The 22,136-nt window shown below is 56.2% G+C and carries 28 protein-coding genes and 1 pseudogene; 11 read left to right on the top strand and 18 right to left on the bottom strand.

Going from position 1 to position 22,136, the window contains the following annotated elements; translation table 11 throughout:
- Positions 1-208 precede the first annotated feature (208 nt).
- Complete coding sequence (locus ACZ47M_RS00260) at positions 209-1,282, top strand: GTPase (RefSeq protein ID WP_315341192.1); 1,074 nt, start codon at positions 209-211, stop codon at positions 1,280-1,282.
- Positions 1,283-1,287: 5 nt separating this feature from the next.
- Positions 1,288-2,385: a tRNA (guanine(6)-N2)-methyltransferase gene (trm14, locus tag ACZ47M_RS00255; RefSeq protein WP_315342132.1), complete on the top strand. Its 1,098-nt coding sequence runs from the start codon at positions 1,288-1,290 to the stop codon at positions 2,383-2,385.
- Between the two features lie 223 nt (positions 2,386-2,608).
- Here the strand turns inward: trm14 and ACZ47M_RS00250 are convergent, their stop codons facing one another.
- Complete coding sequence (locus ACZ47M_RS00250) at positions 2,609-3,286, bottom strand: fumarylacetoacetate hydrolase family protein (RefSeq protein WP_315341196.1); 678 nt, start codon at positions 3,284-3,286, stop codon at positions 2,609-2,611.
- 99 nt (positions 3,287-3,385) lie between these two features.
- On the opposite strand from ACZ47M_RS00250, the gene ACZ47M_RS00245 reads away from it, so the two are divergent.
- Positions 3,386-4,357: a hypothetical protein gene (locus tag ACZ47M_RS00245; RefSeq protein ID WP_315342135.1), complete on the top strand. Its 972-nt coding sequence runs from the start codon at positions 3,386-3,388 to the stop codon at positions 4,355-4,357.
- On the opposite strand, the gene ACZ47M_RS00240 is transcribed toward ACZ47M_RS00245, so the two are convergent.
- The gene (locus ACZ47M_RS00240; RefSeq protein WP_315341199.1) at positions 4,354-5,508 is read right to left on the bottom strand and encodes a tryptophan--tRNA ligase; all 1,155 of its coding nucleotides are present in this window, start codon (positions 5,506-5,508) and stop codon (positions 4,354-4,356) included. The two genes, ACZ47M_RS00245 and ACZ47M_RS00240, sit on opposite strands and share 4 nt — an antisense overlap.
- A gap of 142 nt (positions 5,509-5,650) precedes the next feature.
- On the opposite strand from ACZ47M_RS00240, the gene ACZ47M_RS00235 reads away from it, so the two are divergent.
- Positions 5,651-6,493 (top strand): DMT family transporter, encoded by an 843-nt coding sequence (locus ACZ47M_RS00235; protein ID WP_315341201.1) that lies wholly within the window; start codon positions 5,651-5,653, stop codon positions 6,491-6,493.
- 4 nt (positions 6,494-6,497) lie between these two features.
- A pseudogene (locus ACZ47M_RS00230) lies at positions 6,498-7,263 on the top strand (MBL fold metallo-hydrolase).
- A 16-nt stretch (positions 7,264-7,279) separates the two neighbouring features.
- Here ACZ47M_RS00230 and ACZ47M_RS00225 read toward each other — a convergent pair.
- Positions 7,280-9,292 (bottom strand): DUF460 domain-containing protein, encoded by a 2,013-nt coding sequence (locus ACZ47M_RS00225; protein ID WP_315341204.1) that lies wholly within the window; start codon positions 9,290-9,292, stop codon positions 7,280-7,282.
- A gap of 112 nt (positions 9,293-9,404) precedes the next feature.
- Here ACZ47M_RS00225 and ACZ47M_RS00220 point away from each other — a divergent pair, with 112 nt between their 5' ends.
- Complete coding sequence (locus tag ACZ47M_RS00220) at positions 9,405-9,731, top strand: hypothetical protein (RefSeq protein ID WP_315341205.1); 327 nt, start codon at positions 9,405-9,407, stop codon at positions 9,729-9,731.
- A gap of 1 nt (position 9,732) precedes the next feature.
- On the opposite strand, the gene pcp is transcribed toward ACZ47M_RS00220, so the two are convergent.
- Positions 9,733-10,341, bottom strand: a complete 609-nt coding sequence (pcp, locus tag ACZ47M_RS00215; RefSeq protein ID WP_315341207.1) for a pyroglutamyl-peptidase I — start codon at positions 10,339-10,341, stop codon at positions 9,733-9,735.
- Positions 10,342-10,402: 61 nt separating this feature from the next.
- Between pcp and ACZ47M_RS00210 the strand changes: the two genes are divergently transcribed.
- From ACZ47M_RS00210 to ACZ47M_RS00190, 5 genes are read left to right on the top strand one after another with little or no spacing between them, the layout of a single operon-like run.
- The gene (locus ACZ47M_RS00210; RefSeq protein WP_315341209.1) at positions 10,403-11,515 is read left to right on the top strand and encodes an NAD(P)/FAD-dependent oxidoreductase; all 1,113 of its coding nucleotides are present in this window, start codon (positions 10,403-10,405) and stop codon (positions 11,513-11,515) included.
- 9 nt (positions 11,516-11,524) lie between these two features.
- Positions 11,525-11,878 (top strand): ASCH domain-containing protein, encoded by a 354-nt coding sequence (locus ACZ47M_RS00205; protein WP_315341212.1) that lies wholly within the window; start codon positions 11,525-11,527, stop codon positions 11,876-11,878.
- Positions 11,871-12,350 carry a ferritin-like domain-containing protein gene (locus tag ACZ47M_RS00200; protein ID WP_315341214.1) on the top strand — a complete coding sequence of 160 codons (480 nt, stop codon included), beginning with the start codon at positions 11,871-11,873 and terminating at the stop codon, positions 12,348-12,350. The genes ACZ47M_RS00205 and ACZ47M_RS00200 overlap by 8 nt, the downstream gene beginning before the upstream one ends.
- 1 nt (position 12,351) lies before the next feature.
- A complete protein-coding gene (locus tag ACZ47M_RS00195; protein WP_315341217.1) occupies positions 12,352-12,834 on the top strand; it encodes a ferritin-like domain-containing protein in 483 nt (160 codons plus the stop codon).
- 1 nt (position 12,835) lies between these two features.
- Positions 12,836-13,378 carry a ferritin-like domain-containing protein gene (locus ACZ47M_RS00190; protein ID WP_315341220.1) on the top strand — a complete coding sequence of 181 codons (543 nt, stop codon included), beginning with the start codon at positions 12,836-12,838 and terminating at the stop codon, positions 13,376-13,378.
- On the opposite strand, the gene ACZ47M_RS00185 is transcribed toward ACZ47M_RS00190, so the two are convergent.
- The 14 genes from ACZ47M_RS00185 to ACZ47M_RS00120 form a co-directional block, all read right to left on the bottom strand.
- Positions 13,379-13,777, bottom strand: a complete 399-nt coding sequence (locus tag ACZ47M_RS00185) for a 4Fe-4S binding protein (RefSeq protein ID WP_315341223.1) — start codon at positions 13,775-13,777, stop codon at positions 13,379-13,381.
- Entirely contained in the window at positions 13,774-14,766 is a 993-nt protein-coding gene (locus ACZ47M_RS00180; RefSeq protein WP_315342138.1) for a respiratory chain complex I subunit 1 family protein, read from the bottom strand. Before ACZ47M_RS00180 ends, ACZ47M_RS00185 begins: the two co-directional genes overlap by 4 nt.
- 5 nt (positions 14,767-14,771) lie before the next feature.
- Complete coding sequence (locus ACZ47M_RS00175; RefSeq protein WP_315341226.1) at positions 14,772-16,052, bottom strand: hydrogenase large subunit; 1,281 nt, start codon at positions 16,050-16,052, stop codon at positions 14,772-14,774.
- 166 nt (positions 16,053-16,218) lie between these two features.
- Positions 16,219-16,776, bottom strand: coding sequence for an NADH-quinone oxidoreductase subunit C (locus ACZ47M_RS00170; RefSeq protein WP_315341229.1), 558 nt, complete (start codon positions 16,774-16,776; stop codon positions 16,219-16,221).
- 169 nt (positions 16,777-16,945) lie between these two features.
- The gene (locus ACZ47M_RS00165) at positions 16,946-17,452 is read right to left on the bottom strand and encodes an NADH-quinone oxidoreductase subunit B family protein (protein ID WP_315341232.1); all 507 of its coding nucleotides are present in this window, start codon (positions 17,450-17,452) and stop codon (positions 16,946-16,948) included.
- Positions 17,453-17,529: 77 nt separating this feature from the next.
- The gene (locus ACZ47M_RS00160) at positions 17,530-17,877 is read right to left on the bottom strand and encodes a hydrogenase (RefSeq protein ID WP_315342141.1); all 348 of its coding nucleotides are present in this window, start codon (positions 17,875-17,877) and stop codon (positions 17,530-17,532) included.
- 1 nt (position 17,878) lies between these two features.
- Positions 17,879-19,414 carry a proton-conducting transporter transmembrane domain-containing protein gene (locus ACZ47M_RS00155; RefSeq protein ID WP_315341235.1) on the bottom strand — a complete coding sequence of 512 codons (1,536 nt, stop codon included), beginning with the start codon at positions 19,412-19,414 and terminating at the stop codon, positions 17,879-17,881.
- Positions 19,411-19,770 (bottom strand): NADH-quinone oxidoreductase subunit K, encoded by a 360-nt coding sequence (locus tag ACZ47M_RS00150; RefSeq protein ID WP_315341237.1) that lies wholly within the window; start codon positions 19,768-19,770, stop codon positions 19,411-19,413. The genes ACZ47M_RS00155 and ACZ47M_RS00150 overlap by 4 nt, the downstream gene beginning before the upstream one ends.
- Entirely contained in the window at positions 19,767-20,222 is a 456-nt protein-coding gene (locus tag ACZ47M_RS00145; protein WP_315341240.1) for a Na(+)/H(+) antiporter subunit B, read from the bottom strand. The genes ACZ47M_RS00150 and ACZ47M_RS00145 overlap by 4 nt, the downstream gene beginning before the upstream one ends.
- On the bottom strand, positions 20,209-20,514 hold the full coding sequence (mbhE, locus tag ACZ47M_RS00140; RefSeq protein WP_315341242.1) for a hydrogen gas-evolving membrane-bound hydrogenase subunit E: 306 nt from the start codon (positions 20,512-20,514) through the stop codon (positions 20,209-20,211). Before mbhE ends, ACZ47M_RS00145 begins: the two co-directional genes overlap by 14 nt.
- Positions 20,511-20,774, bottom strand: a complete 264-nt coding sequence (locus tag ACZ47M_RS00135; RefSeq protein ID WP_315341244.1) for a DUF4040 domain-containing protein — start codon at positions 20,772-20,774, stop codon at positions 20,511-20,513. Before ACZ47M_RS00135 ends, mbhE begins: the two co-directional genes overlap by 4 nt.
- Complete coding sequence (gene mnhG, locus ACZ47M_RS00130; protein ID WP_315341247.1) at positions 20,771-21,142, bottom strand: monovalent cation/H(+) antiporter subunit G; 372 nt, start codon at positions 21,140-21,142, stop codon at positions 20,771-20,773. Before mnhG ends, ACZ47M_RS00135 begins: the two co-directional genes overlap by 4 nt.
- Positions 21,139-21,402, bottom strand: a complete 264-nt coding sequence (locus ACZ47M_RS00125) for a cation:proton antiporter (RefSeq protein WP_315341250.1) — start codon at positions 21,400-21,402, stop codon at positions 21,139-21,141. The genes mnhG and ACZ47M_RS00125 overlap by 4 nt, the downstream gene beginning before the upstream one ends.
- Positions 21,399-21,902, bottom strand: a complete 504-nt coding sequence (locus ACZ47M_RS00120; protein ID WP_315341252.1) for a monovalent cation/H+ antiporter subunit E — start codon at positions 21,900-21,902, stop codon at positions 21,399-21,401. The genes ACZ47M_RS00125 and ACZ47M_RS00120 overlap by 4 nt, the downstream gene beginning before the upstream one ends.
- Positions 21,903-22,136 lie beyond the last annotated feature (234 nt).

Raw genomic sequence — 22,136 nt, 5'->3', positions numbered from 1 at the left:
GGTGAGGCCTGTGGAAAGGCTTAAGACTCTCGTAGTGAAAATTCAGGGAAATGCCGGGTTTTCATCTGGAATAGCCATTGGAGAGGCGGACGCGATATGCACCCATGCACTCGCCTCGCCGTTGTCCTATGCCTTCACTTCCGAAAGGGTATTAAACCGGTGGGCCAGCAGACCACACGGACGGCGAGACTGTAATCGGTGATTGGGGATGAAGCAGAGGAAAGCTTGGAGAGTGGTGAGGGAAGTAATAGACGAGGCTGACCTTATCATTGAGGTAGTCGACGCCAGGGACCCAATAGGAACGCGCAACAGGAAGCTTGAGAGGCTTATTCAGGAGAGCGGAAAGCCCCTCCTCATAGTCATGAACAAGGCCGATTTAGTGCCGAAGGAGTGGGCCGAGGAGTACAAGAGGAAGAGCGAGGTTCCGGTTGTCTTCATAAGCGCGAGGGAGAGGAAGGGCACCGGAATCCTGCGGAATGAGATAAAAAAGCTCGCGAGGCCCCTGCTGGATGAGAAGGAGAGAGTTAAGGTGGCCCTCATCGGTTATCCCAACGTTGGGAAGAGCACCATAATCAATGCACTCAAAGGCAAGAGGGCCGTTGGAACGGCGCCGATACCTGGCTACACAAAGGGAAAACAGCTGATCAGGCTGAGCAGGAGGATATGGCTTCTCGATAGCCCCGGTGTGGTTCCAATAGATGACTTCGACGAGCTTGTCATCAAGGGCGGCTTTCCGGCGGACAAGATAGAAGAGCCCATCAAGCCAGCCCTGAAGCTCATCTCCCGCATCCTGGAGACGAGAAGGGAAGCGATAACCGAGAAGTTTGGAATTGAAGAGTTTGAAAGTGAAGAGGATGTACTTAGAAGGATTGGCGAAAAACGCGGAATGATAAAGACCGGTGGCGAGGTCGACCTTGAGGAAACGGCGAGATGGCTCCTCCGCGAGTGGCAGACGGGCCGTTTCACGCTCTTCGAGAGCGAGGAAGAGAAGGAGAAGGGCTTTGTTCGGGACTTCGAGGATGTGCTTGAGGGCATTGAGAAGGAACTGCTCCTTGACGCGAGGAGAATCCTGTGGAAGTATGAGAAGGAACTTTGGGAAAAGCTGGACAACCAGAAGCGCGTCGGGGTGAGGGAAATCGGGGGGATGACGGTCGGCATAGCGACGGGATTTAAAAAGTGTGACTCAGCGGTTAAGTTCCTCGAGGAGCTAACCGGGAAACATGTTTTGGCCAGCGAATGCTTCGGGAGGAAGTGGAAGGGCGTGATAGCGATAATGGAGTGATGGCCATGAGGCTCTTGCTGACCACGCCCCAGGGGATCGAAGATTTGGCAAAGGCAGAGGTTGAGAACCTGCTCTCAAAACTTGGGGTTCCGTTTCGAGTGGAGGAAAAGCCCCTCGGCGTCGAAGGCCGCGTTCTGGCGGAGGTTGGAGAGGCATTCTACAGGGATGAAAAGGGCAGGGAGAGGGAGCTTAGCGTTGCCACTTACCTCAACGAGCGCTCAAGGCTCCTCCACAGGGTTATAGTAGAGATCGCGGGCGAGCGCTTTGAGGGAATTTGTGAAGACGAGCCTGAAAAGGCTTTGAGCAGGATCGAGGGTTTTGTGGCTTCCCTTCCGGTGGAGCGTTTTGTGAAGGTGAGCGAAAGCTTCGCCGTGAGACCCTTTAGAAAGGGGGAACACAGGATAACGAGCGTTGATATAGCTAAAACCGTTGGAAAAGCTATATTCGAGCGTTTGGAGCGCTTCGGGAAGCCCAAGGTGAACCTTGACCATCCCTCCGTAATCTTCCGAGCAGAACTTGTTGGTGAGAGCTTTTTCCTCGGGATTGACACGACGGGCGATTCCTCCCTCCACAGGAGGCCCTGGAGAGTCTATGATCACCCCGCCCACCTTAAGGCGAGCATAGCGAACGCTCTCATAGAGCTGGTGAAACCGGATGGGGGTTCATTCATTGACCCCTTCTGCGGTTCTGGAACGATCCCAATCGAGCTCGCCCTGAGGGGCTATCCAGGGAGGATAATCTGCCTCGAAAAGTACCGCAGGTACCTCCTCGGGGCGGAGATGAACGCCCTAGCAGCTGGAGTTCACGACAGAATCGAGTTCCTCCTCGGCGACGCGACGAGGTTGGGTGAGTACTTTGATAGCGTTGATTTCGCGGCTAGCAATCCCCCCTACGGCCTGAAGATAGGGCGGAGGAGCATGATACCGGAGCTTTACATGGGGTTCTTTGGTGAACTTGCCAAAGTCCTTGAGAAGCGCGGCGTCTTCATAACGACCGAAAAGAAAGCCATGGAGGAGGCAATAGAGGAGAACGGGTTTAAAATCCTCCACCACCGGCTCATCGGTCACGGGGGGCTGATGGTGCATACGTACGTGATAGAGTGAAATTTGAAAACTTTTTTAAGTTGTTTTTCATGATCAGGCTATCACGGGAAGCCCGCGGTGGTCATCCTTTTCCCCGGGCCGGTGGCTTTCACAGGCCCTGGCGTGAACTACCCTTGAACCCCAGGGAACCGTAGAAAAGCAACCTTTCCGGGAGACTACGCCGTCGTCGTCAAAAACGAGGAAAAGGGGATGCGGTGGCTCCCGGTGAAGCTGGCTAACAGAATCAGCACAGTATCGAATCCTCTGCTAAAACGTCGAACTCGACCTTTCCAATGCCCTCTATCCAGGCCTCGACCCTGTCGCCGTGCCTCAACGGGCCGATCCCTGCGGGAGTTCCGGTCGCTATTATATCGCCCGGCTCGAGCGTCATAACAGAGCTTATGTATTCCACAAGCTCAGGAACCTTGAAGACCATCTGGCTCGTCCTCCCGAGCTGTCTCAGCTGGCCGTTCACCTTGAGGCCGATTTCGAGGTCGTCAATGTTTAACTCTCTCCTGTCAACTACCCTCGGGCCAACAGGAGCAAAGGTGTCGAAGCCCTTGGAAATCGCCCAGGGGAGACCCTTTTTCCTCGCCTCCTCCTGAAGGTCTCTTGCAGTGATGTCGAGCATTACTGTGTAGCCGAGGATGTGGTCCATCGCCCTTTCCGCTGGAACGCGCTTCGCGCGCTTCCCGATTATCACCGCCAGCTCGACCTCGTGGTCGACCCTCTTGCTCATCCTCGGAAGTATTATCGGCTCTCCCGGGCCTATCAGCGCGCTTGGCGGTTTCAGGAAGAAGACGGGTTTCTCAGGCACGTCACTCTCCATCTCCTTGGCGTGCTCTGCGTAGTTTTTAGCCAGGGCCACTATCTTGCTCGGCCTCAGCTCATAATACGTGTCCCTAAATGGAAGCCTTACCATGGTATCACCACTGGGTTTCGGACGCGGAGCGTTAAAGCTTTTCCCTACGAGGGGAAAAGGTAATAAATCCCATGCCCGCCTAAGTGTTGGGTGGTTGCCATGAAAAAGGTGCTCGTTAAGGGGAATCCCTCGGGTGTTATGGTCGCTGGAGCGCTCTTCACGGTCGTTTTCATAATAATGTCCCTTTCGATACTCAGCGTGGCATCATCTTTCGTGCCCTCCTGGTTTGTCCTCCCCTTCATCATTGTCCCCCTGCTGATTCTGGGGGTTATACTCGGGACGGGCGCGAGAATCCTTGGCGGCGGGAAGAAAGCCTCGTCCCTGTTCAACGAGGCCTCTCTAACTGAAACTTCTGTGGCTTTTCCCGAGGAAGTTGAATACGAGCTGGGCAGGGTCTTCCTCGAGGGCTACTGGAGCTATGAACACACTACAACGAGCTCGAGAGGTAGTAGCAGGAGCTACCGCACCAGGAGAAGGTTCAGCGTCGAGGAAAAGGGTCGTGGCCTTGAGGCGAGGCTTCCCGAGGGCCCCTTCCGCGTTGAGCTCCGTCAGGACGGCACCGGGACCATTGAGGCGCCCGCGCTGAGGATCAGGGGCGGCAGGTACGATGGTTCCCTTATAGTTGTCCTCACCGATGAGGGGGTTGTTGAGGGGGAAGGAAAGCTCGGCCTGAGTAAAGGCGAGGAGGTGGCCCAGGTGAGCTTTAGAGGGGACGGGAAGTTCCTGCGCGGCAGCGTTTGGGCAGAGCTTTCGAAGGCACGGAAGGTCAGGGTTGAGGTCGGCTCTAGTGGTATATGGCGGAAGGTTGCGGAGGGGAGTACCTTTGACTTCACCTTTTCAACCCTCCCGGAGGAGAAAACTGTGATGTTCTCGCACTATGACTCAATTACGCCCCGCTCGATACTCGAAAAGCTGTGGAGCGGGCCAGTTGTCATGGGGCACGGAACCTTTGAGCTCAGGGCTGTCCTGGATATCCCCATGGGGAGGGACGTTGTTGAAACTGACATTTTTAAGGTCAAGTTTGGGATGGAAACTGGCAAAAAAATGGGCACTAAGGAAGAAAGAGGTTAGCCCTTCAGTGCCTCAGGAATTGCCCTATCCCACTGCTCCCTGGCTAACTCGCCGGTGTACTTGAACTTCTCGACCTGCTTTTCGGCCTTCTTTCTCCTCTCCTGGTGCTCCCTGAGGAACTCCTGGACGCGCTCAATCAGCTCGCGTTTGCACTGGCCGCAGAGGAGTTCACCGCCCTTGCAGGCCCTATAGCGCTCCATGAGCTTCTCGTCATCCGGCTCGAAGAATATCTCGAACCACTTGAAGACGACGCACTTCTCAGGCTCTCCCCCCTTCTCCCTCTGCTCCTTCGCCGTGGCCCTTCCGCCCGTTAGGGCAAAATTCCATATCTTCTTGCCAGCTTCCTCGGGATCGTCCGTGAGGTAGACGGCAGTTTCCGGTTTAGAGGCGCTCATCTTGCCGCCGAGGCTGGTTAAGCCTGGCACGAACTTGGAGTGGATTGCCGCGGTCTTGTAGTAGCCGAGGCTCTCCGCGAAGTCCCTCTGGAGCCTCCAGTAGGGGTCCTGGTCTATGGCCGCTGGGATGAGACAGCGCTTCTTCTCGAAGAAGGTCGGTGCCGCCTGTATGGCCGGATAGAAGATCATCCCGATCTTGCTCTGCTCGTTGAATCCGAAAACTGCCTTGGCCATTGAGAAGTTTATTTTCTTGGCTATTGGGATCGCCATCTCGTAGATCTTCGTGAACTCGCTGTTCTGGAAGATGAACGTCTTATCGGGGTCGAAGCCGACGGCTATTATGTCGAGGATGTTGTCGTAGGCCCAGTGCTTGGTCTCTTCAAAGCCCAGCGTCTCCTTGAAGAGGAACTTCTCGTCATCTGTTACCTGGATGTAGAGGTTCACCCCGAACTTCTCTTGGAGCCATTTCGTCGCAAAGAACGGTATTATGTGGCCTATGTGCATTGGCCCGCTCGGGCCCCTGCCCGTATAGAGGAAGAAGCCCTTCCCGCTCTCGTAGTCGGCCAAAACCTTATCGTAGTCCCTGTGCGAAAAGAAAAAGCGCCTCCTGAAGAATATCGGCAGTTCGCTCTTCGTCAGCTCGGCGGTCTTCTGGATCAGCTCTTCCGTGAGTGGGCTCGTTCCGAACTCAACTATCAGCTTGTCGTAGTCCACTACACCATCGACTTCCCATGGGGTAACTTTAAAGTCCTCCATTCAGAGCACCTCCGTTTCGAGGAAAGTACAGAATAGCCGGTCAGGAAAGGGCAATCACCAGGACCAAAGACGACCACCGCGCATGGGATGGAAATGGGGGGAAGCAAATTTAAAGTTTTTGGAGGAGCATGGGGGGATTGCGATGAGGGAGGAAACCGTGGGAACGCTGCTGGCCTTCGTGGTCTTAGTCCTCTTAGGAATTGAGCCAGTCATCATAAAGGCCAGTCCGGTTAATCCATTTGCCTTTGCCTCAGCCGCGTCGCTCTTTGCGTCCTCCATCCTCTGGACGGCACTGCTCGCAACGGGAAAGGCCCGGGAAATCCCGAAAAAGCCGGGCGAGATTAAAAAGACCTTTCTGACGGGTCTATTCGCGACCGCCGTGGCTTATTCCCTCTTCACCTATGGGACGAGGCTCAGCACTGCAATCAACTCCGCGATACTGACCCGTTTTGAGGTCTTCTACTCCTTCCTCATAGGATGGCTCTTCCTCGGGGAGAGGATAACCGCCAGGGGTGCCTTCTCCGCCCTCGCCCTCGTTTCCGGTGTTTTCCTCGTTGTCACGGGCGGGAAGGGAGTGACCATCGGGGGAGGCGACGTCCTTCTCCTCTTAACTCCCCTGTTCTGGCAGATAGGCCACGCGATAGCGAAGAGAACCGCTTATTCTCCCCTGACGATAGCGGCGCTGAGGAACACCTTCGGGGGGCTTTTGCTCCTCATCCCTGCCCTAAAGACCGGCTTCGCCTTCACTCCTCTGGCCCTGGCGGAGGGCATCATAATAGCCCTCACCCAGTCCCTCTGGTACTACTCCATAGCGAGGATAAACCTCTCGAAGGCCACGGCAATCCTCACACCTTCGCCGGTTCTCTCGGTTATGGCCTCGATGGTCCTCCTCGGTGAGAGTGTCGGGGTTTATCAAATAGCCGGGCTCGCCCTCATAATAGCCGGAACCCTTTTAGTGGCCCTTGAGAAGAGTGAGGGAAGGTGAGGGAATGAATCTGGTCGTCCTCGGCTCAGGCTCCTACAGCGGGACGCCGAAACCGCTCTGCAGCTGTGAGAACTGCTCAAGGGCGAGAATGAACCCTACCCTGGGGAGGACGAGGTTCTCGCTCTATTTCGAGAAGGCCCTCGTTGACCCAAGTCCGGATCTGCGCTATCACCTGGTGGGGCTCAACAGGAAAGTGGAGAAGGTCTTCATAACGCACGCCCACTTCGACCACGTAGCCGGCTTCCCTGAGCTTCAGGTTTTCGGAGAACTCGATGTGTATTCTCACAGCCAGGGCATTGAGACGGCAAAGCATCTGGCTTCCCTCTTCCTCGGTGGAGCTTCCCCCGGTAACAGGGTGTGGCGCTACCATGACATCCCCTTCAACGGGTGGTTTGAGCTCGATGGGATGAGGGTGTTCCACTTCAGGACGGTCCACCGCTCGATAGAGAACTCCGGCGGCTTCGTCTTCGAGCTGAAGGGGAAGAAAATAGCGGTGACGGGCGACACGGGGCCGGAGATACTGGATGACAAGGGGGCAATAAAAGCGATGGAAGGGGTTGACCTGTTAATAGCCGAGATGACGCACAGGGAGTCAGTACCGGGGACTCACCTTGGAGTTAAGGACGCCATAGGGCTGGCCAGGAAAGTCGGGGCTGGATATCGCCCACATAAGCCACAGCAACTACACCCACGAGGTTCTGGAAAAGAGGGTAAGGGAGGCGGGAGTTATCGGGGAGGTCGCAAGGGACTTCACATGGATTGAGGTATGAGGGTCCGGTGGTTTCCTTACGTTTCCTTTGCGCGCTTTCTCTCGATTTCCTCGAGGGCTTTTCTCTCCAGCTCCTTTGCCCTTTCAATTCTGTACTCCTCGATCAGCCTGAGGAACTTTTCGGCTTCTCTTTCGCGGTCCTCCTCCTCCCACTTCCTGAGCAGTCTTTCGATTGCATCCTCGAGGGTTTTTCTCTCGACCACCGCAAAGTCATCAACCCGCTTAACATCCAGCTCTTCCCCCATAAAGAACGGGACGTGGGCCTCGCGGAGAACCGCCTTCACAGGCCCGGGGATGGGCTTCTCGGTTATCAAGGCCCTTATCCCCTTTTCCACGAGTTTTTCGGCTATGGCCCTTCCCGCCCCAGCTGGGTTGATTACAAAGAGCACGTCGCCCTTCCTGAGGCCGACTTCGCGCTCTATCCTCTCCAGCTCGTGCCAGCTCAGCACTTCCATGACCTTTAGAGGCACGGCGGAGCCTCTGGCCTCTACCACGTTCATGCGCTTGACCTGCACTAAGTCCCTGCCAAGCCGTTCGATGATGACCTTGGCCTCCCTGAGCTGTCTCTCGAGTGCCTCTATGCGCTTTACCTTGGCCTCGAGCTCTTTCTCTCTGAGAACCTTCTTTCTCACCTCTTCGTCGTAGTCGGCTATTTTTCTCTCAAGCTTGCCTATCGTTTCCCTCTGCTCCCTGATGATTTCTTTCAGCTCGCGGTTCTCGTTCTCCAGCATCTCGATTCTCCTTTCCAGTTCCCTTATGCGCCTGAGGTAGGGTTCGAGGTCTGGGGCTTTTCTCTCGTCCTCCCTTTCTTCCTCGACCTTCGGCCTCTCCCTGAGGGAGACCATCTGCATAGCCTCGCCGAGGTTGTAGCCCTGTATCACGAGGGCCTTTACCTCGTCGGCTTTCTTTGAAAGGCCGGCTTCTCTCAGGCGGGCATCTATGTGCTCCAGCTTTGGTTTAAGGCGGAGGTAGGCTTTGTAGGCCGCGGCCAGAGCATCCCCCTGGTGGTCGTCCTCTACAGTGATTCCCAGGTTCCTCAAAAGCTCGTTCTTCTCCTCTACCCGGAAGCTCTCCCTGGGGACGAAAAGCTGGGCCTTGAAGGAGCGCGCTATCTTCTCGACGAAGCCGGGAGCTGGAGAAACGTCCGTAGCGACTATGACCGGATGCCCGATCTCGCTTATGAACCTGAAAACCTCCCCGACGGGCATGTTCCTCTCGCTGTGGAGGGCTATTATCCTCCCGTTCAGGTCTACGGCCGCTATACCAACAGTTATCCCTGGGTCGATTCCAACTATAATGCTCCTCCGCTCCCTGATGGCTTCCTCCCCCTTGAGCGGTGCAAAGCCGAGCTCGGCCCTCTCCACGGGGTAAATCCTGACCTCGACGTCCCCGCCGTGCATGGGGCTCACCAGGCCTGCCAGCTCTTCCCTGCTCGCGTAAACGCGGAACTCACCCCTCGCTAACCCGTAGTCCCTCTCCTCGGTCTCGAGGTCGAAGGATATACCCGCTCTCCTCAGCCTCTCCTCTATCTCCCTCACCTTGTCGCGGACGAGGTTGTGGACGCGCTTCCTATAGCGGTCCTGACTCCAGCCGCCTTTCCCGGGGCTCCTCCCGCGGGCTACCTTTATGATGACCTCGTCCTCGAAAGCTAAGACCTCATAGCCAACACCTTTGCTCGCGAGCAGGGCTGAAAGCCTGGCCTCCTCGTAGGGGTCGAAGCGGTCAGCAGTTTTTATCCCATGCTCTTTGGCCAGGCTCTGCAGACTTTTCTGCTCCCCGGGTTTCCCCGTTACCTGGACGAGCTTCGTGCCAGGTGGAAGGGAGCGTAAGAACTTCCTCAAATCCTCGCCCAGCTCGGTAACGCTGTCAATCGCAACGATGTCGGGCCTCTTAATTTGGATGAAGCGGATTAGCCTGTGGAGTGTGAACTCCCCCTTTCCCTCAAGCTTTCCGTTGAACCAGCCCACGACGGCAAACCTCTTCGGGTTCTCGCCTATTACGTCAACCCCAAAGATTAGAATAAGCCTCACCTCTCATGGGAACTCCCCCCATGCCCTTTAAAACGTTAGCCAAATGTCCATGTTTGCTCATTCAAACCGAAAGGGTTATCTGCTGAACAGCCTAAACCAAAGGGGTGATACCATGAAGATGAGGGTTGTTTTCGACAAGGAGTATGACATCCCCTCCGGTATCTACAGGGTGCGCGTAAGAGAACTTGAGTTCGACGAGGAGCTCAGGAAAGTCCTGCACGGGGTGGATCCGGCTATCAGAATAAAGAGCCATGAGGTAAAGCTCTCGGAACTAAAGGAGCGGCCCTTTGAGCTCCAGACGAGGGAGGAGGCCGAGAAGACTATAGGGGAGATAAGGGGGGCACTTGTAGAGGCCCTCAGCGCTTTGATAGCCAGGTTTAGGGAAGCCCAGAGCTTCAACGGCTCCGTTTCGTACGAGATAGACTTCAACGAGCTCTGATTCATCCCTTCCATTCAATCGAGACCTCTACGGCCTTTCTAATCGCCCTGTTTATCGTCTCCTGCGCCATAGACGGCCTTGGTTTGTCGAGGGCCTGCTCGTGGCTGAAGGGCACGTGTATGAAGCCCGCCCTCGTTTCCATACCCGCTACCGCTATCGTGTGGAGGGCGGTAAACATGGCGGTGTTGCACACGTAGGTTCCCGCGGTGTTGGAGACCTCAGCGGGTATTTTTTCCTCCCTCAAAGCCTTCACGATGGCCTTTATCGGGATCGTGGCGAAGTAAGCCGTGGGCGCCCCTTCAAAGACGGGCTCGTCCTCGGGGGCAAAGCCCTCGTTGTCCGGCATCTTGCTGTCCATGACGTTTATCGCGACGCGCTCGATGGTGATGTTCGGCCTGCCGCCGGCCTGGCCAGTTAGGATCACAACGTCCGGCCTCTCCTTCACTATGAGCCTCGGAAGAACCTCCCTGACGCCCCTAAAAGTCACGGGCAGGAGATGCTTTACTATCTCTGCCCCGTTTATCTCACCGGGAAGGGCTTTGACTGCCTCCCAGGAGGGGTTGATGCTTTCGCCGCCGAAGGGCTCGAAGCCTGTTACGAGAACCTTCATCTTAACCACCGAAAAGGTTAGGTTTTTAGGCTTTAAAAACTACCTCAAACGAGGGGTGTGGATGAAGTACGACGTTCTGATCATCGGCGGGGGGCCGGTTGGCAACTATCTAGCTACCCTTTTAGCCCGCAAACTGGACGTGGCCGTTGTGGAAAAAAAGCCCTCCTTCGGTGGAAAGGCCTGCACGGGGATAATCGGGGCAGAGAGCTTTGAGGAGCTTGGCTTTCCGGAGGAGGCGGTGATAAACGAGCTCAGGGGGGCGGTCTTTTACTCTAAGATCCAGAGCTTTGAAATCGAGAGAAAGACCCCCCAGGCTTATGTTGTCGATAGAAAGACCCTCGAAAGGGAGCTGGCGAAGGAGGCCATAAAGCAGGGTGCGGACTACTTCATGGGAACCACTTTTACCGGCTTCAGGGATGGAAAGGCGAGGCTTCAACACCTGAATGAGGCCTTTGAAATCGAGGCCGACTTTTACGTGGGAGCTGACGGCCTTGCCAGCACCGTTGCCAGGGAAATCGGAGCAAAGAGCGAGGCTGAGTTCCTTAAGGGATACGAAGCCGAGGTCGTTGGAAACTTCAGGAGAGACTTCACCGAAGTATGGATCAACAGGGAGCTCAATCCTGAATTCTTCTTCTGGGTGACTCCTGTGAGTGAGGAAATCGCCCGGGTTGGGACTTTTGGGGAGCTCGAGGTCTTCAGGCGGTTTCTTACCGGGAGGGGGCTAAAACCTACCTCTATAGTTGAGTTCAAAGCCGGCTCGGTCGGCCTCGGCTGGAGGAAGCCGTGGGTGTCTGGCAACGTTGCCCTCGTTGGAGACGCCGCCCTCCAGATAAAGCCAACCACGGCCGGAGGGATAGTCTTCGGGGCGATATGCGCCCACCACTTAGCGCGGGCCATAATTGAAGGCGACCTCGGAAGTTACGAGCGCTCGTGCTCCGCCATCAGGGACCAGATATCCTTCGGGCTGAGGGTGAGGAAGGTCTTCAAGGGGCTAAGCCAGGAGGGCATAGAGGAGATTTTCAAGGTGCTTGGAAGTGAGGACGCCGTTGAGACAATAGAGGAATACGCTGACTTCGATGATCATCTAAGGACTTTTAGGGCCCTCGCAAAGAAGCCGCGCCTTCTGGCGGCTCTCCTGAAGATAAGCCCGTCCATCATCAGGGCCCTGCTGTGAGGTGATCGCATGGCAACGTGGAGGATGGGTCTCCAGGAGGAGTATTTAAGGGCGATAGCTGAAGGCAGGAAGAAAATCGAGGGCCGCCTGTATGACGAGAAGAGACAGGGGATAAAGCCGGGGGACACGATAATCTTTGAGGACAAGCTGATGTGCGTTGTGAAGGACGTCAGGGTTTACTCCTCCTTCAGGGAGATGCTGGAGAGCGAGGGGATCGAGAACGTTCTCCCCGGGGTTAAGGATGTAGAGGAGGGGGTGAAGATCTACCGGAAGTTTTATTCGGAGGAGAAGGAGAAGAAATACGGTGTGGTGGCCATAGAGGTGGAGCCGGTTGGCTGGACCGGGGGGATGCTGGGTGATTGACGTTGAGGAAATCATCGAGCGGCTCTCAAGGCTCTCTTACGGGGAGGCCTTAGCCTACTGGATAAAGAACGAAATGGAGGAGGCGGAGTTCTATCGCCAGCTTGCCGAACGCGCCAAAGACCTCGGCCTTCCCGGGAGCCTTGTTGAGACCTTTAAAAAGCTCTCGAAGGACTCTGAAAAGCACGCAAAGGAGCTAACGAGGCTTTTCCGTGAAACCTACTCGCGGGAGCCCGGGGGAGACATACCGCCTATAGAGGTTCTCCCCCTGCTCAGCGAGTTCGAGAGGGCTGACCGGCTGGAGGAGGTTATTACTTCAGCCATGGAGAGCGAGCTCATAGCGATGAACGCCTACAGAACACTTGCCGAAAAGGTGGATGACCCAAGGCTTAGGGAGCTCTACCTCAGGCTTTCCGAGGTGGAGAGAACCCACTATGAAGCCCTGAAAAGGGAGTACGAAAAGCTGGGTGGTTGAAATGGCCGTGGAGATTTTAAAAGAGATAAGGAAGCTGAACGAGCGTGAACTCCTCAGCTACTGGATTAAGGGCGAATACGAGGAGGCAGAGATGTACTGGAAGCTTGCCGAGAGGTCGAAAGAACTCGACCTCCCTGAGAACGTCGTTGAGACCTTCAGGAGGCTCGGCGACGAGTCCAGAGGGCACGGCGATGGTCTTCTCAGGATATACCGCGATGAATATGGAGAGGAGCTCGTTGAGGTCAGGGTTCCAAACGTTGAAGCCCTCGACGTCCTCGGCAAGTTCTGGAAAGTGGAGGACCTTGAAGACGTCCTCGAAATAGCCATGGAGAGCGAGAAGCTCGCGGAGACGATATACAGGAAGCTCGCCGGGGAAACGGAGAACCCCAAGCTCAGGGAAGCATACCTCCTGTTGGCGGAGACGGAGAAGGGTCACTACGAGGCCCTGGCTTCCCTCCGGAAGTCCCTCTCGCATGGTGGTTGAAATGGATGACGTTGAGAAGACCCTGAAAGGCCTCATGGACACGCTCCTCTCCCTCTCCGAGAAGGAGGTTTTGTCCTACTGGATTTTTGGGGAGTACGAGGAGGAGAAGATTCACAAGGAGCTCGCCGAAAAGGCTGAAGAGCTTAGACTTCCGCCGAGCCTGGTTTCAACCTTCAGAAAGCTCTCCAAGGAGGACAGGGAGCACGGGGACAGCCTTTGGAGGCTCTACGTGAAGACCTATGGAGAGGAGCCGAGAAAAGTTGTTGACCTTCCCTTCATAGAGGCCGTCAGCTTGGCCAGGGCACTCGAGGATCCCTCAAACGTTGAGTTCGTCTTCAGGGTTGCGATGGAGACGGAGCTCCTCGCCAAAAAGCTCTATGAGCACCTCGCCTCGATAACCGAGAACGGGGAGGCTAAAGGGCTCTACGAGTTTCTGGCAGACTTTGAGTGGGTTCATTACCAGAGGCTCCGCGGCGAGGCCGAGCTCATGGGGATGGACGTGGGAAAGATAGAGGAGGAGATAAGGAAAAAGGGCTTCCTCTGATCATTTTTCTGCCTTCTTCTCCTCCCCGGCCTTCTTCAGCTTCTCTACCTCCTCTGGCTTCAGGGGTACAAAGCGATCAGCCCTGTTGTCGTAGCTCGCCACGAGGAAGTCCCTGCTCATCTGAAGCGCCCCTGTGGGGCAGACGTCAACGCATTGCCCGCAATAGACGCAGCGGGCGGTCCAGAGGGCCACTTTCTTTATCTCAGGCAGATAGACGAAGACCCCGGCAGGGCAGACGTTGACGCACATCCTGCAGCCCACGCATTTATCAACGTTGTAAGCAATCATTCCCCTGAAGTCCTCTGGAATGGGAACCGGCTCCGTTTTCGGGAACGGGTTTGTCGCTGGCTTCCTGAGGAGGTTCCTGAGGACCATTGGGACAAGCGGTGACGCCCTCACATTATCACCTCCATGGCTATTAGGAGCGAGCCTATGAGGGAAGCCAGGAAGACGTTCTTCCAGAGGAAGTCAATAGCTTGAGTTATCTTCAGCCTCCCCGTCACCGCCCTGAAGACGCTCTGGACGACGAAAAGAACGGCGAAGACCTTCAGCGTGTGGAAGAGCAGGTCGATGATCTGAGCCGGGAGCCCTGCGAGGTTGAAGTATCCAGAGACCCCCCACGGGAAGAATATCGCCACGACGAGCGAGGCCGAGATGAATGCCTTCAGCGAGTGGGTGAGCTTGAGCAGGGCAAGGTATCTGCCACTGTACTCGGCTAAAAGTCCCTCGGCTATCTCCTCCTCCGCGTCGGGTATGTTGAAGGGGCCGACCTCTATCTCGCTGGCCAGCCAGATGAAGAAGACGTAGAGGAGTATTACTGCCCCAACGAAGCTCATCGGCGTCCCTATCTCCCAGATGTTGTGGGTATAAAAGATTTCCATGCTGAATGGCCTTAGAACTCCGAGCTTTCCGAGGCGCCACATTATGGCGAAAATCGCCAGCATCATGGCCGGCTCCCTGGACACCATTATGGCCGCTTCCCTCGCGGCGCCTATCTTGGCGTAGGGATTGCCGGAGCTTATGGCACCCAGTATCTTGAAGAAGCCGATGAGGGTTAAAAGGTAGATGAAGACTATCACGTCGCCCTTGCTGGCCAGAACCGGCGCGAAGCCCATTGGAGTGTAAGCTAAAAGCGCTATGGCGGTAGCTAAAGCCAGCACCGGCGCGGCCCTGAACATGAAGTTGGCAGTGTTAGGGATTATGGTCTCTTTGCTTGCCAGCTTGAGGAAGTCGTAGATCGGCTGAAGGATTGGCGGCCCGATGCGCCTCTGCATTCTCGCCACCAACTTCCTGTCTACTCCTTCCCAGACGAGAGAGGCGAGTGAGACGAAGGCAAAAAGGCCCAGGAGGCCGGCAAGTGGGTAGACAAGCTCCCCCACGACGTCCATTGGCATCACCTCGAACAGCTCGACCCAACCGGTGTCGGGTCTCCCCTGATGTCTGGATTTATCTCGCGCGTCTTCCTTATTGACTCCCTGAGGAGGTCTTTCTCGGTCAGGATCACCTTCTTCCCTTCCCTTATCACGGCTACTCTGTCGGTGCAGCTCAGGCACGGATCTATGGAGGCAACGGCAACGACGAAGTCAGCGACCTGGTCGCCTACGACTCCCTTTGCCACCGCGAAGAGGTTCGGGAACGTTGGCTCCCTCGGCTTCCAGCGGAGTGGCCTGTCGCTTCCTTTCTTCCCGCGGACGTAGTGGACCAGCTCTCCCCTCGGTGCCTCGTACCTGCCAATCCCCTCGCCGTCAACGAGGAGCTTCAGCTTGGCGTAGAGGACGTTGTCCTTTGGGAATGCCTTTATACTTCCATCGGGCATCTGATCGAGGGCGTGCTCTATGAGCTCAAGGCTCTGGTAGAGCTCCCCTATTCTGACGGCCATCCTGTCGAAAACATCTCCTCTCGGGCTCTCGCCGGTCACATCCTGGGGCATTACGGGCTTTATCCCGAGGTCGGGGTAAACGCCCAGCTTTTCGCTCCAGCGCGCGTCGTCCCTTATTCCGCTTCCCCTCCCCGTTGGCCCGACGGCCCCCTGCTCGAGCGCAACGCGCCTGCTTATCACCGCAGTATCCCTGAAACGGGCCTCTATCGTCGGGTCGTGCAGGAAGGCCTCCTCTACCTGCGGAAAGACCTCTTTGTAATACTTGATCATGTCGAGGATTACCTCCCTCTTCTTCTCGTCTATGTCCCTCCTGACGCCGCCGATGGTTACCATCGAGTAGTTAACGCGGTTCCCGCTGACGGCTTCGAGCACGTCCATGACCTTCTCCCTTGCAAGCCAGGTGAGGTGGAGCAGGGTGTCGTAGCCGATGTCGTGGGCCAAAACGCCGAGGTTGAGCAGGTGGGAGTGAATTCTCTCGAGCTCGCCGATGATGACGCGTATGTATTCGGCCCTCTCTGGCACTTCTATTCCTCCGGCCTCTTCAACGGCCCTCGTGTAGGTGTGGTTGTGGGAGAAACTGCATATCCCGCACATTCTCTCGGCGAGGTACATTATCTGGATGTAGTTCCTCCTCAGCCCTATCCACTGGATTCCGCGGAGGTTGTAACCGAGCTTGACGTCGACGTCAACTATCCTCTCGCCGTCCAGGGTGAGTATGAACTTCTCAGGCTCCTCCAGGCCTGGGTGAATCGGCCCGAAGGGTATCTTCACCCAGTACTCGGCCTTTTCAGTCATAAGGACCCGCCCCCCGGAGCCCTTTGCTCCGCAAAGTGCTCGCGGAAGATGTTCAACTCACCAGCCTGCTTTCTCGTAATCTGAGGTCTCTTTCCACCGGAACTTTCAGTGTTCGCCCCTCTTTTGATGTCTGACGGCAGATGAGCGCGAACTTCATTAACAGGCCTCATTCCTTTGCACCTCCCTTCAGATAGTATGGATGGCCAGCGTTGTGCACCATCTCCTCCGGGATTCCTTTGTCGTCCATGCGGAGTGGATAAATCCCCTCCGGGAAGTCGTCCGGCAGGAAGAGCCTCCTCCTGTCGGGTGCCCCCTCAAAGTCCAGCCCGACCATCTCCATGCCTTCCCTCTCGAACTGGAGCGCTATCGGAAAGATGTCGCTTATATCCGGAACCACCGGGTTGTCCTTCGGCGCGTGGACGTCAACTATCAGCGAAACAGCCGGAGCGTCGTCGTAGTGAATCAATAGATGGCTGAGGAAGCCCAGTTCGTTCCCCCAGTCCTGCTCGATGCCTATCGAGTAATGCGCCTCGCCGTCGAGCTTTTTCACGAACTCCATCAGCTCCCTGTACTTCTCCCTCGGAATCCTCACCCAGACCCTCTGCCTTCCCCACTTGTTGGTCTTCACCTGAATTTCCGCCTCGGGGAAGCGCTCTGCAATTGCTTTTGCCACCTTCTCGGCCTTGGTTGGCTCTTTAACTTCGTTAGCGTGAGCTTCACTCATTCTTTCACCTCCGGTAGAGCCCTTGCCTGCGCAAGCGCTCGCGGAAACGTTTTTCTACTCACCCGGGCACTTGGAAAAGTGGGGGGCCTCTCAGCTGAGCCCCTTCCAGTGTTCACTCCTCTGGAACACCCTTCGGGCGATAGGTGATTGTGAACTTCCAAAAATTCCCTCATTTTTCAGAACCCTCCTTCAACTTCTCGACAAGCTTCTCGAGGGCCAAAACGACCCCCTGGAGTATGGCTTCAGGCCTGGGAGGACAGCCTGGGACGTAAACGTCAACTGGAATGACCCTGTCGAGGGGCGCGTTGGTGAAGGGGCTCTCGTAGAAGACGCTTCCGCCGCTGGGGCATGCTCCGACCGCTATCACCATCTTAGGCTCAGGGGTCTGCTCGTAAACCAGTTTGACCCTCTCAAGGCTCTGGTTTGTTACGGGGCCCGTAACCAGGAGTATGTCCGCGTGCCTCGGGCTCCCGACGAGCTTTACACCGAAGCGCTCGGCGTCGTAGCGTGGAGTCAGGGCCGCTATTATCTCTATGTCGCAACCGTTGCAGGAGCCGCTGTTGATGTGGAAGACCCAGGGTGATCTCCCCAAAAACCTGCAGAGCTGGGCTATCCTCTTCTCAAGCCTCTCGCGCTCTGATGAGTTTGAACTGCTGGCGGGAACGGTTATGGACATTCCCCTTCACCCCCCAGAGCCCTTTGCTCCGCAAAGCGCTCGCGATAGCGAACTTCATAGGTATGCCTCATTCATGTTCACCCCCAGATCAGGAGAACCCCCATGACGAAGGCGGTGGTTATCACGAGGTAGCTCACATAGTCTGTCAGTAAGCCGGTGTGCTCGTTTCTCAGCGCGGTGAAGAAGCCCTTGAGGGCGTAAGTTAGGCCCCACATGACGTTCTTTCCCGTGTAGTTGCCCTCCAGGTGCTCGAAGCCCGGAATAATCCTGTCCGGGTCTTCGCCGCTGATGAACATCTTCGCCCCCGGCCCGGTTTCTCTCGTTCCCATTCCACTCCTCTTCGCCCACCGCTCAAGTAGATAGGCGAGGATCAGGCCAACGATGAAAACAAAGACGAAGTAGAGGGCATCCCAGTAGCCGAACACCTCAACCACCCCCTATAAGCGTGGCTACGTAAGCTAACTGATTCTCCAGCGCCCTCGCCGCCGGGATCATGACCCTGTTGCTTATCTGCCACGGGAAGAGGCCCATGACGATTATCGCTATTGCGAGGATTATCATCGGCCAGAGCATGCTCGCCTCAGGGTCTTTTGCTTCCAAGACCTTTTCGCCCGGCCTTCCGAAGAATGTGTAGAGGACCCTGACATAGGCGGCTGTACAGAAGGCGGTTCCTATTATCGCTATCGCGCCCAAGACGGGGTTGAAGAGGGCCGAGCTCTCGTAGATGAGCCACTTGCTGGCGAAGCCGTTGAGCGGTGGCATTCCCACTATTGCAGCCGCCCCGATGAGGAAGGTGAAGGTCGTCTTTGGCATTGTCTTTGCCAAACCGCTGAGCTCGTTGAGGTTCCTCGTGCCGAGCTGGTGGATTACCGCTCCAGCAATGAGGAAGAGCAGGGCCTTCATGAGCGCGTGGTTGAAGGTGTGGTAGATAGCGCCAGCCAGGGCTACCTCGCCGGTGTGGCTTCCGTAGGCGGCCAAGCCTATTCCAAGGCCGAGGAGGATGTAGCCCACCTGTCCAACCGAGGAATAAGCTAAGAGCCTCTTCATGTCAGTCTGGATTACCGCCATCGCGTTGCCGACGATGAGGGTGATGCAGGCGAAGATTATGATGACCCATCCGACCGTTTCCCTGCTGATGCTCGCCCCGTAGATGCTGAAGGCTATCCTTGCCAGGGCGTAGAGACCCCCTATCTTGATGACGAGGCCCGAGAGCATCGCCGAAATCGAGCTTGGGGCGGCCGGGTGAGCGTCGGCAAGCCACATGTGGACGGGTGAGGCACCGCTCTTAAAGAGCAGGCCGGCGATGAAAAGGGCCAGGGCAACTTTTGCGGTAACTGTCGGGTTCTGGGCGAGCTTTACTGCCAAGTACCCCATCGTCAGCGTCCCGTACTGGCCGTAGAGGAGGGTTATGCCGAGGAGGACGAGGGAACTGGCCAGGGAACCGGCGAACATGTACTTGATTCCGGCCTCGATTCCCTCCCAGGTGTCGTTCCTGAAGGCAACAAGTGCATAGCTGGCTATGCTCATTATCTCGAGGAAGACGTAGAAGTTGAAAAGGTCGCCGGTTATCGCTATGCCCAGCATCCCGAGCTCGAGGATGAGGATGAGCGTGTAGTACTTGTCCAGGCCGGTGTCGTGCCTCATGTAACCAGTGGAGTAGACTACTGCCATGAAGGATACTAAGGTGACCATCAGCACCATCAGCGCACCGAAGAGGTCGACCTCCCAGACTATCCTTATCGGGAAGTCAACTCCCTGGCCGAGCGGGCTCTTGGCTCCGAGGGTGTAGAGGATTGTCCCGTTTTCATAGACCTGGTAGAAGACCCAGGAGCCAACCGCGAGCGTTGCACCGCTTATTAAGACAGCCCAGGCTTCCTTAGCTTTTTTCCCCGCTAAGCTCACTATCGGCATTGAGAATACTCCGAAGAGAGGGATGATTATGAGGTACGGAAGGGCCATCATCCCCTCAACCTCCTGAGAGCTCTCACGTCAAGGGTTCCGTAGTGGCGGTAGGCGTTAACCGTCAAAGCTATCGCGAGGGCCAGAACACAGACGCCGATGACTATGCTGGTTAGCACAAGGGCCTGTGGGAGTGGGCCCACCATCGGGCTTTTCAGCGTCTCGTAGCCCGTGTAAATCGGCGCAGTTGGAACTTCGTCCAGCTCTATCCTGTAGCCGAGGCTTATGAGGAGCAGGTGAATGCCTGAATCTATGATGTCTAGAGCGAGGATCAGCTTGAGCAGGTTCCTCTTTGCGAGGAGGGCATATATTCCAAGCGCTATGAGCAGGAAGGCGGTTATGAACTGGAACTGTATCATCCCCTCCACCTCCTGTAAAGGGCAAGACCCGCCATGGCACTAACCAGACCCGTGAAGACCTTCAGGCCAACCGCGAGGTTCATTATTGGGAGATAGCCGGCTGAGAACAGCGTCCCGGGGTTTCCGTTGAAGAACGGGCCGCTGTGCCAGAGGGTGTTGTAAAAGAAGGCAACGCTGATTCCGAGCATAGCCGCACCGAGGAAGGCCAGACCACCTATCCCCTCAAGGGCCGAGTAGAGGTTCTTGTTGAAGTGCTTCTTCATTTCCTCCAGGCCGAAGGCGAGCAGGAAGAGAATTCCAGCCCCGGCTATGGTAGCTCCGCCCTGGAAGCCACCCCCCGGAGTCAGGTGGCCGTGTGCGACTACGTAGGCACCGAATATGCCTATGAGCGGTATCGTGGCCCTCGCTGAGGTTCTCACCACAACTCCCATATCACCGTCAGTGGTGCTCATCCCCATCCCCCCTCCAGGGCCTCAAGAGGGCAACGGCACCGGCTATGGCTGTGAAGAGGACCGTGGCCTCCCCGATGGTATCGTAGCCCCTGTAATCAAACACTATGTCCGTGACGATGTTGGTTCCCCCGACTTCCTCAAGCCCGTGGGTGATGTAGTAATCGTCCGTGTAACGGAGGGCCTTCCACTCCTCCCCACCGGGCCCGAACTTGAGGCCGTAGTCGGGGTTGGCCACGTAGAGGAGAACCCCGAGGATGAACAGGAGTGATAGGTAAGCCAGCGTTTTCTTCATTCTCTCCCCTCCCATCTCTCGGTTTTCGCTATCCCGTAGACGACCAGAGCCGTTACGACTCCAGCTCCAACCGCGGCTTCGGCTATGGCAACGTCAGGGGCGTGGAGGCTGTAGAACTCGAGGCTGAGGAGCAGGCTCATCGCCGCTGACATTAGGGCAGCAACCAGCAAATCCCTGGAGAGGATGGTTAAATAAGCCGTGATGAGGACTCCGATGAGTGTTATCGCCTGAATGGCCATGTCAAGGTTAAGGGCGTTCATTCCTTCCCACCCCCGAGCTTCTCCCCGTAGGCGTCAACGACGGCTTTTGCCGGCCTGTAGCCGCTTAAACGGGCCGCCTTTGCTATGGCGTGTGCCCCGACCGGGTTCGTGAGGAGGAGCGCTATTAAAGCCACGAAACTGTGCAGAGCCATTTGGAGATACTTTGAGTCCCCTGTGACGTGGAGCTGGTAAAGGGCGTGGGTGACAACGGCCAAAACCGCGAATATCGTTCCAAAAGTGGTGCACTTGGTCGCGCCGTGGAGCCTCGTGTAAACGTCCGGGAAGCGGTGCAGAGCGATGCTCCCCAGCGTGTTGAAGGTAAGGCTTACAGCGAGGAAAGCGTAGATGAGGTAATCGACCCAGCTCACGACAATCCCCCCTGGAGGTAGCGCGCTATGGCTAAGGTTCCTACGTAGCTCAGCAGGGCGTAAACGATGGCGATGTCGATGTAGATCTCCCTGTCGTAGGCCGCCCCGAGAAGTATCATCGCGGCAACCACGAGGGTGTTCAGAGTGTCAACGCCAACGACTCTGTCCGGCACGCTCGGCCCAAGTATTACCCTCAGCACCGAGATGAAGCCAGCCACCATGACCACTAAAGTCGCGTAAAAGAAGACCTGCTCTATCATCTTCCCAGCCTCCTTGCCCACTTCTCAAAGGGCCCGGCAACTGGTTCCGAGCTTTCTAACCTTTCCATCCCCTCCGGTATCTTTATCCAGTGGATGTAGAGGGCCTTCTCCTCCGGGCAGGCGTCTATGGTTAGAGTCCCGGGAGTGAGCGTTATCGAGTTGCTCAGTATCGTGTATTGTGCATCATTTTCGAGGTCAACGGGGACCCTGACGATGCCGGGCCTTATCTTCCCGGTTATGACGAGCCAGGCGACCTGGAGGTTGGCTTTGACCATCCCCCAGAAGAGTACCGGTGAGTAGGCTATGAAGCCGAGCCACTTCACTGGGTTCAGGAACCTCCCCGCCCTTTCGCCGATAACATCTTTCGTCGCGTAGGCCACAATCAGCGAGAATATCAGCCCTGCTATCAGCTCCTGCGTGCTCCAGAGCAGGCCGTTCGTCCCTGCGGTCAGGACAAGCCACAGCAGGTAGCTCAGGATGAAGGCGGCAATGAAAGGCATGTTTCCCACCCCAACTTTTGGTTTACAACCCCTTCGAGGCTTTATTCTGCGCGTTTTCGTGGATAGTTTGGGAGACCCTTTTAAAATGCTTTTTCAAAGCTTTATTTGCCATAAAAAGGTAGAAAACGAACCGTTGTAAACCAAAGGTTTATGGGAGTTAGGGTGTCCTAAAGTTTTGTTCGCGCTTCCATCCGCGGAAATACGGTCTTTAACCTTTGGTTTACAATTTTCGGG

Source organism: Thermococcus waiotapuensis, from assembly GCF_055384795.1.
Note: the sequence above shows the minus strand (reverse complement) of the source record. Positions and strands in the feature narration are given on the sequence as shown.

Bases quoted from the DNA above. Each gene is read 5' to 3' on its own strand.
- ACZ47M_RS00260 (WP_315341192.1), top strand. From the start codon at position 209: ATGAAGCAGAGGAAAGCTTGGAGAGTGGTGAGGGAAGTAATAGACGAG.
- trm14 (WP_315342132.1), top strand. From the start codon at position 1,288: ATGAGGCTCTTGCTGACCACGCCCCAGGGGATCGAAGATTTGGCAAAG.
- ACZ47M_RS00250 (WP_315341196.1), bottom strand. From the start codon at position 3,286: ATGGTAAGGCTTCCATTTAGGGACACGTATTATGAGCTGAGGCCGAGC.
- ACZ47M_RS00245 (WP_315342135.1), top strand. From the start codon at position 3,386: ATGAAAAAGGTGCTCGTTAAGGGGAATCCCTCGGGTGTTATGGTCGCT.
- ACZ47M_RS00240 (WP_315341199.1), bottom strand. From the start codon at position 5,508: ATGGAGGACTTTAAAGTTACCCCATGGGAAGTCGATGGTGTAGTGGAC.
- ACZ47M_RS00235 (WP_315341201.1), top strand. From the start codon at position 5,651: ATGAGGGAGGAAACCGTGGGAACGCTGCTGGCCTTCGTGGTCTTAGTC.
- ACZ47M_RS00220 (WP_315341205.1), top strand. From the start codon at position 9,405: ATGAAGATGAGGGTTGTTTTCGACAAGGAGTATGACATCCCCTCCGGT.
- pcp (WP_315341207.1), bottom strand. From the start codon at position 10,341: ATGAAGGTTCTCGTAACAGGCTTCGAGCCCTTCGGCGGCGAAAGCATC.
- ACZ47M_RS00210 (WP_315341209.1), top strand. From the start codon at position 10,403: ATGAAGTACGACGTTCTGATCATCGGCGGGGGGCCGGTTGGCAACTAT.
- ACZ47M_RS00205 (WP_315341212.1), top strand. From the start codon at position 11,525: ATGGCAACGTGGAGGATGGGTCTCCAGGAGGAGTATTTAAGGGCGATA.
- ACZ47M_RS00195 (WP_315341217.1), top strand. From the start codon at position 12,352: ATGGCCGTGGAGATTTTAAAAGAGATAAGGAAGCTGAACGAGCGTGAA.
- ACZ47M_RS00190 (WP_315341220.1), top strand. From the start codon at position 12,836: ATGGATGACGTTGAGAAGACCCTGAAAGGCCTCATGGACACGCTCCTC.
- ACZ47M_RS00180 (WP_315342138.1), bottom strand. From the start codon at position 14,766: ATGGACGTCGTGGGGGAGCTTGTCTACCCACTTGCCGGCCTCCTGGGC.
- ACZ47M_RS00175 (WP_315341226.1), bottom strand. From the start codon at position 16,052: ATGACTGAAAAGGCCGAGTACTGGGTGAAGATACCCTTCGGGCCGATT.
- ACZ47M_RS00170 (WP_315341229.1), bottom strand. From the start codon at position 16,776: ATGAGTGAAGCTCACGCTAACGAAGTTAAAGAGCCAACCAAGGCCGAG.
- ACZ47M_RS00165 (WP_315341232.1), bottom strand. From the start codon at position 17,452: ATGTCCATAACCGTTCCCGCCAGCAGTTCAAACTCATCAGAGCGCGAG.
- ACZ47M_RS00155 (WP_315341235.1), bottom strand. From the start codon at position 19,414: ATGATGGCCCTTCCGTACCTCATAATCATCCCTCTCTTCGGAGTATTC.
- ACZ47M_RS00150 (WP_315341237.1), bottom strand. From the start codon at position 19,770: ATGATACAGTTCCAGTTCATAACCGCCTTCCTGCTCATAGCGCTTGGA.
- ACZ47M_RS00145 (WP_315341240.1), bottom strand. From the start codon at position 20,222: ATGAGCACCACTGACGGTGATATGGGAGTTGTGGTGAGAACCTCAGCG.
- mbhE (WP_315341242.1), bottom strand. From the start codon at position 20,514: ATGAAGAAAACGCTGGCTTACCTATCACTCCTGTTCATCCTCGGGGTT.
- ACZ47M_RS00135 (WP_315341244.1), bottom strand. From the start codon at position 20,774: ATGAACGCCCTTAACCTTGACATGGCCATTCAGGCGATAACACTCATC.
- ACZ47M_RS00125 (WP_315341250.1), bottom strand. From the start codon at position 21,402: ATGATAGAGCAGGTCTTCTTTTACGCGACTTTAGTGGTCATGGTGGCT.
- ACZ47M_RS00120 (WP_315341252.1), bottom strand. From the start codon at position 21,902: ATGCCTTTCATTGCCGCCTTCATCCTGAGCTACCTGCTGTGGCTTGTC.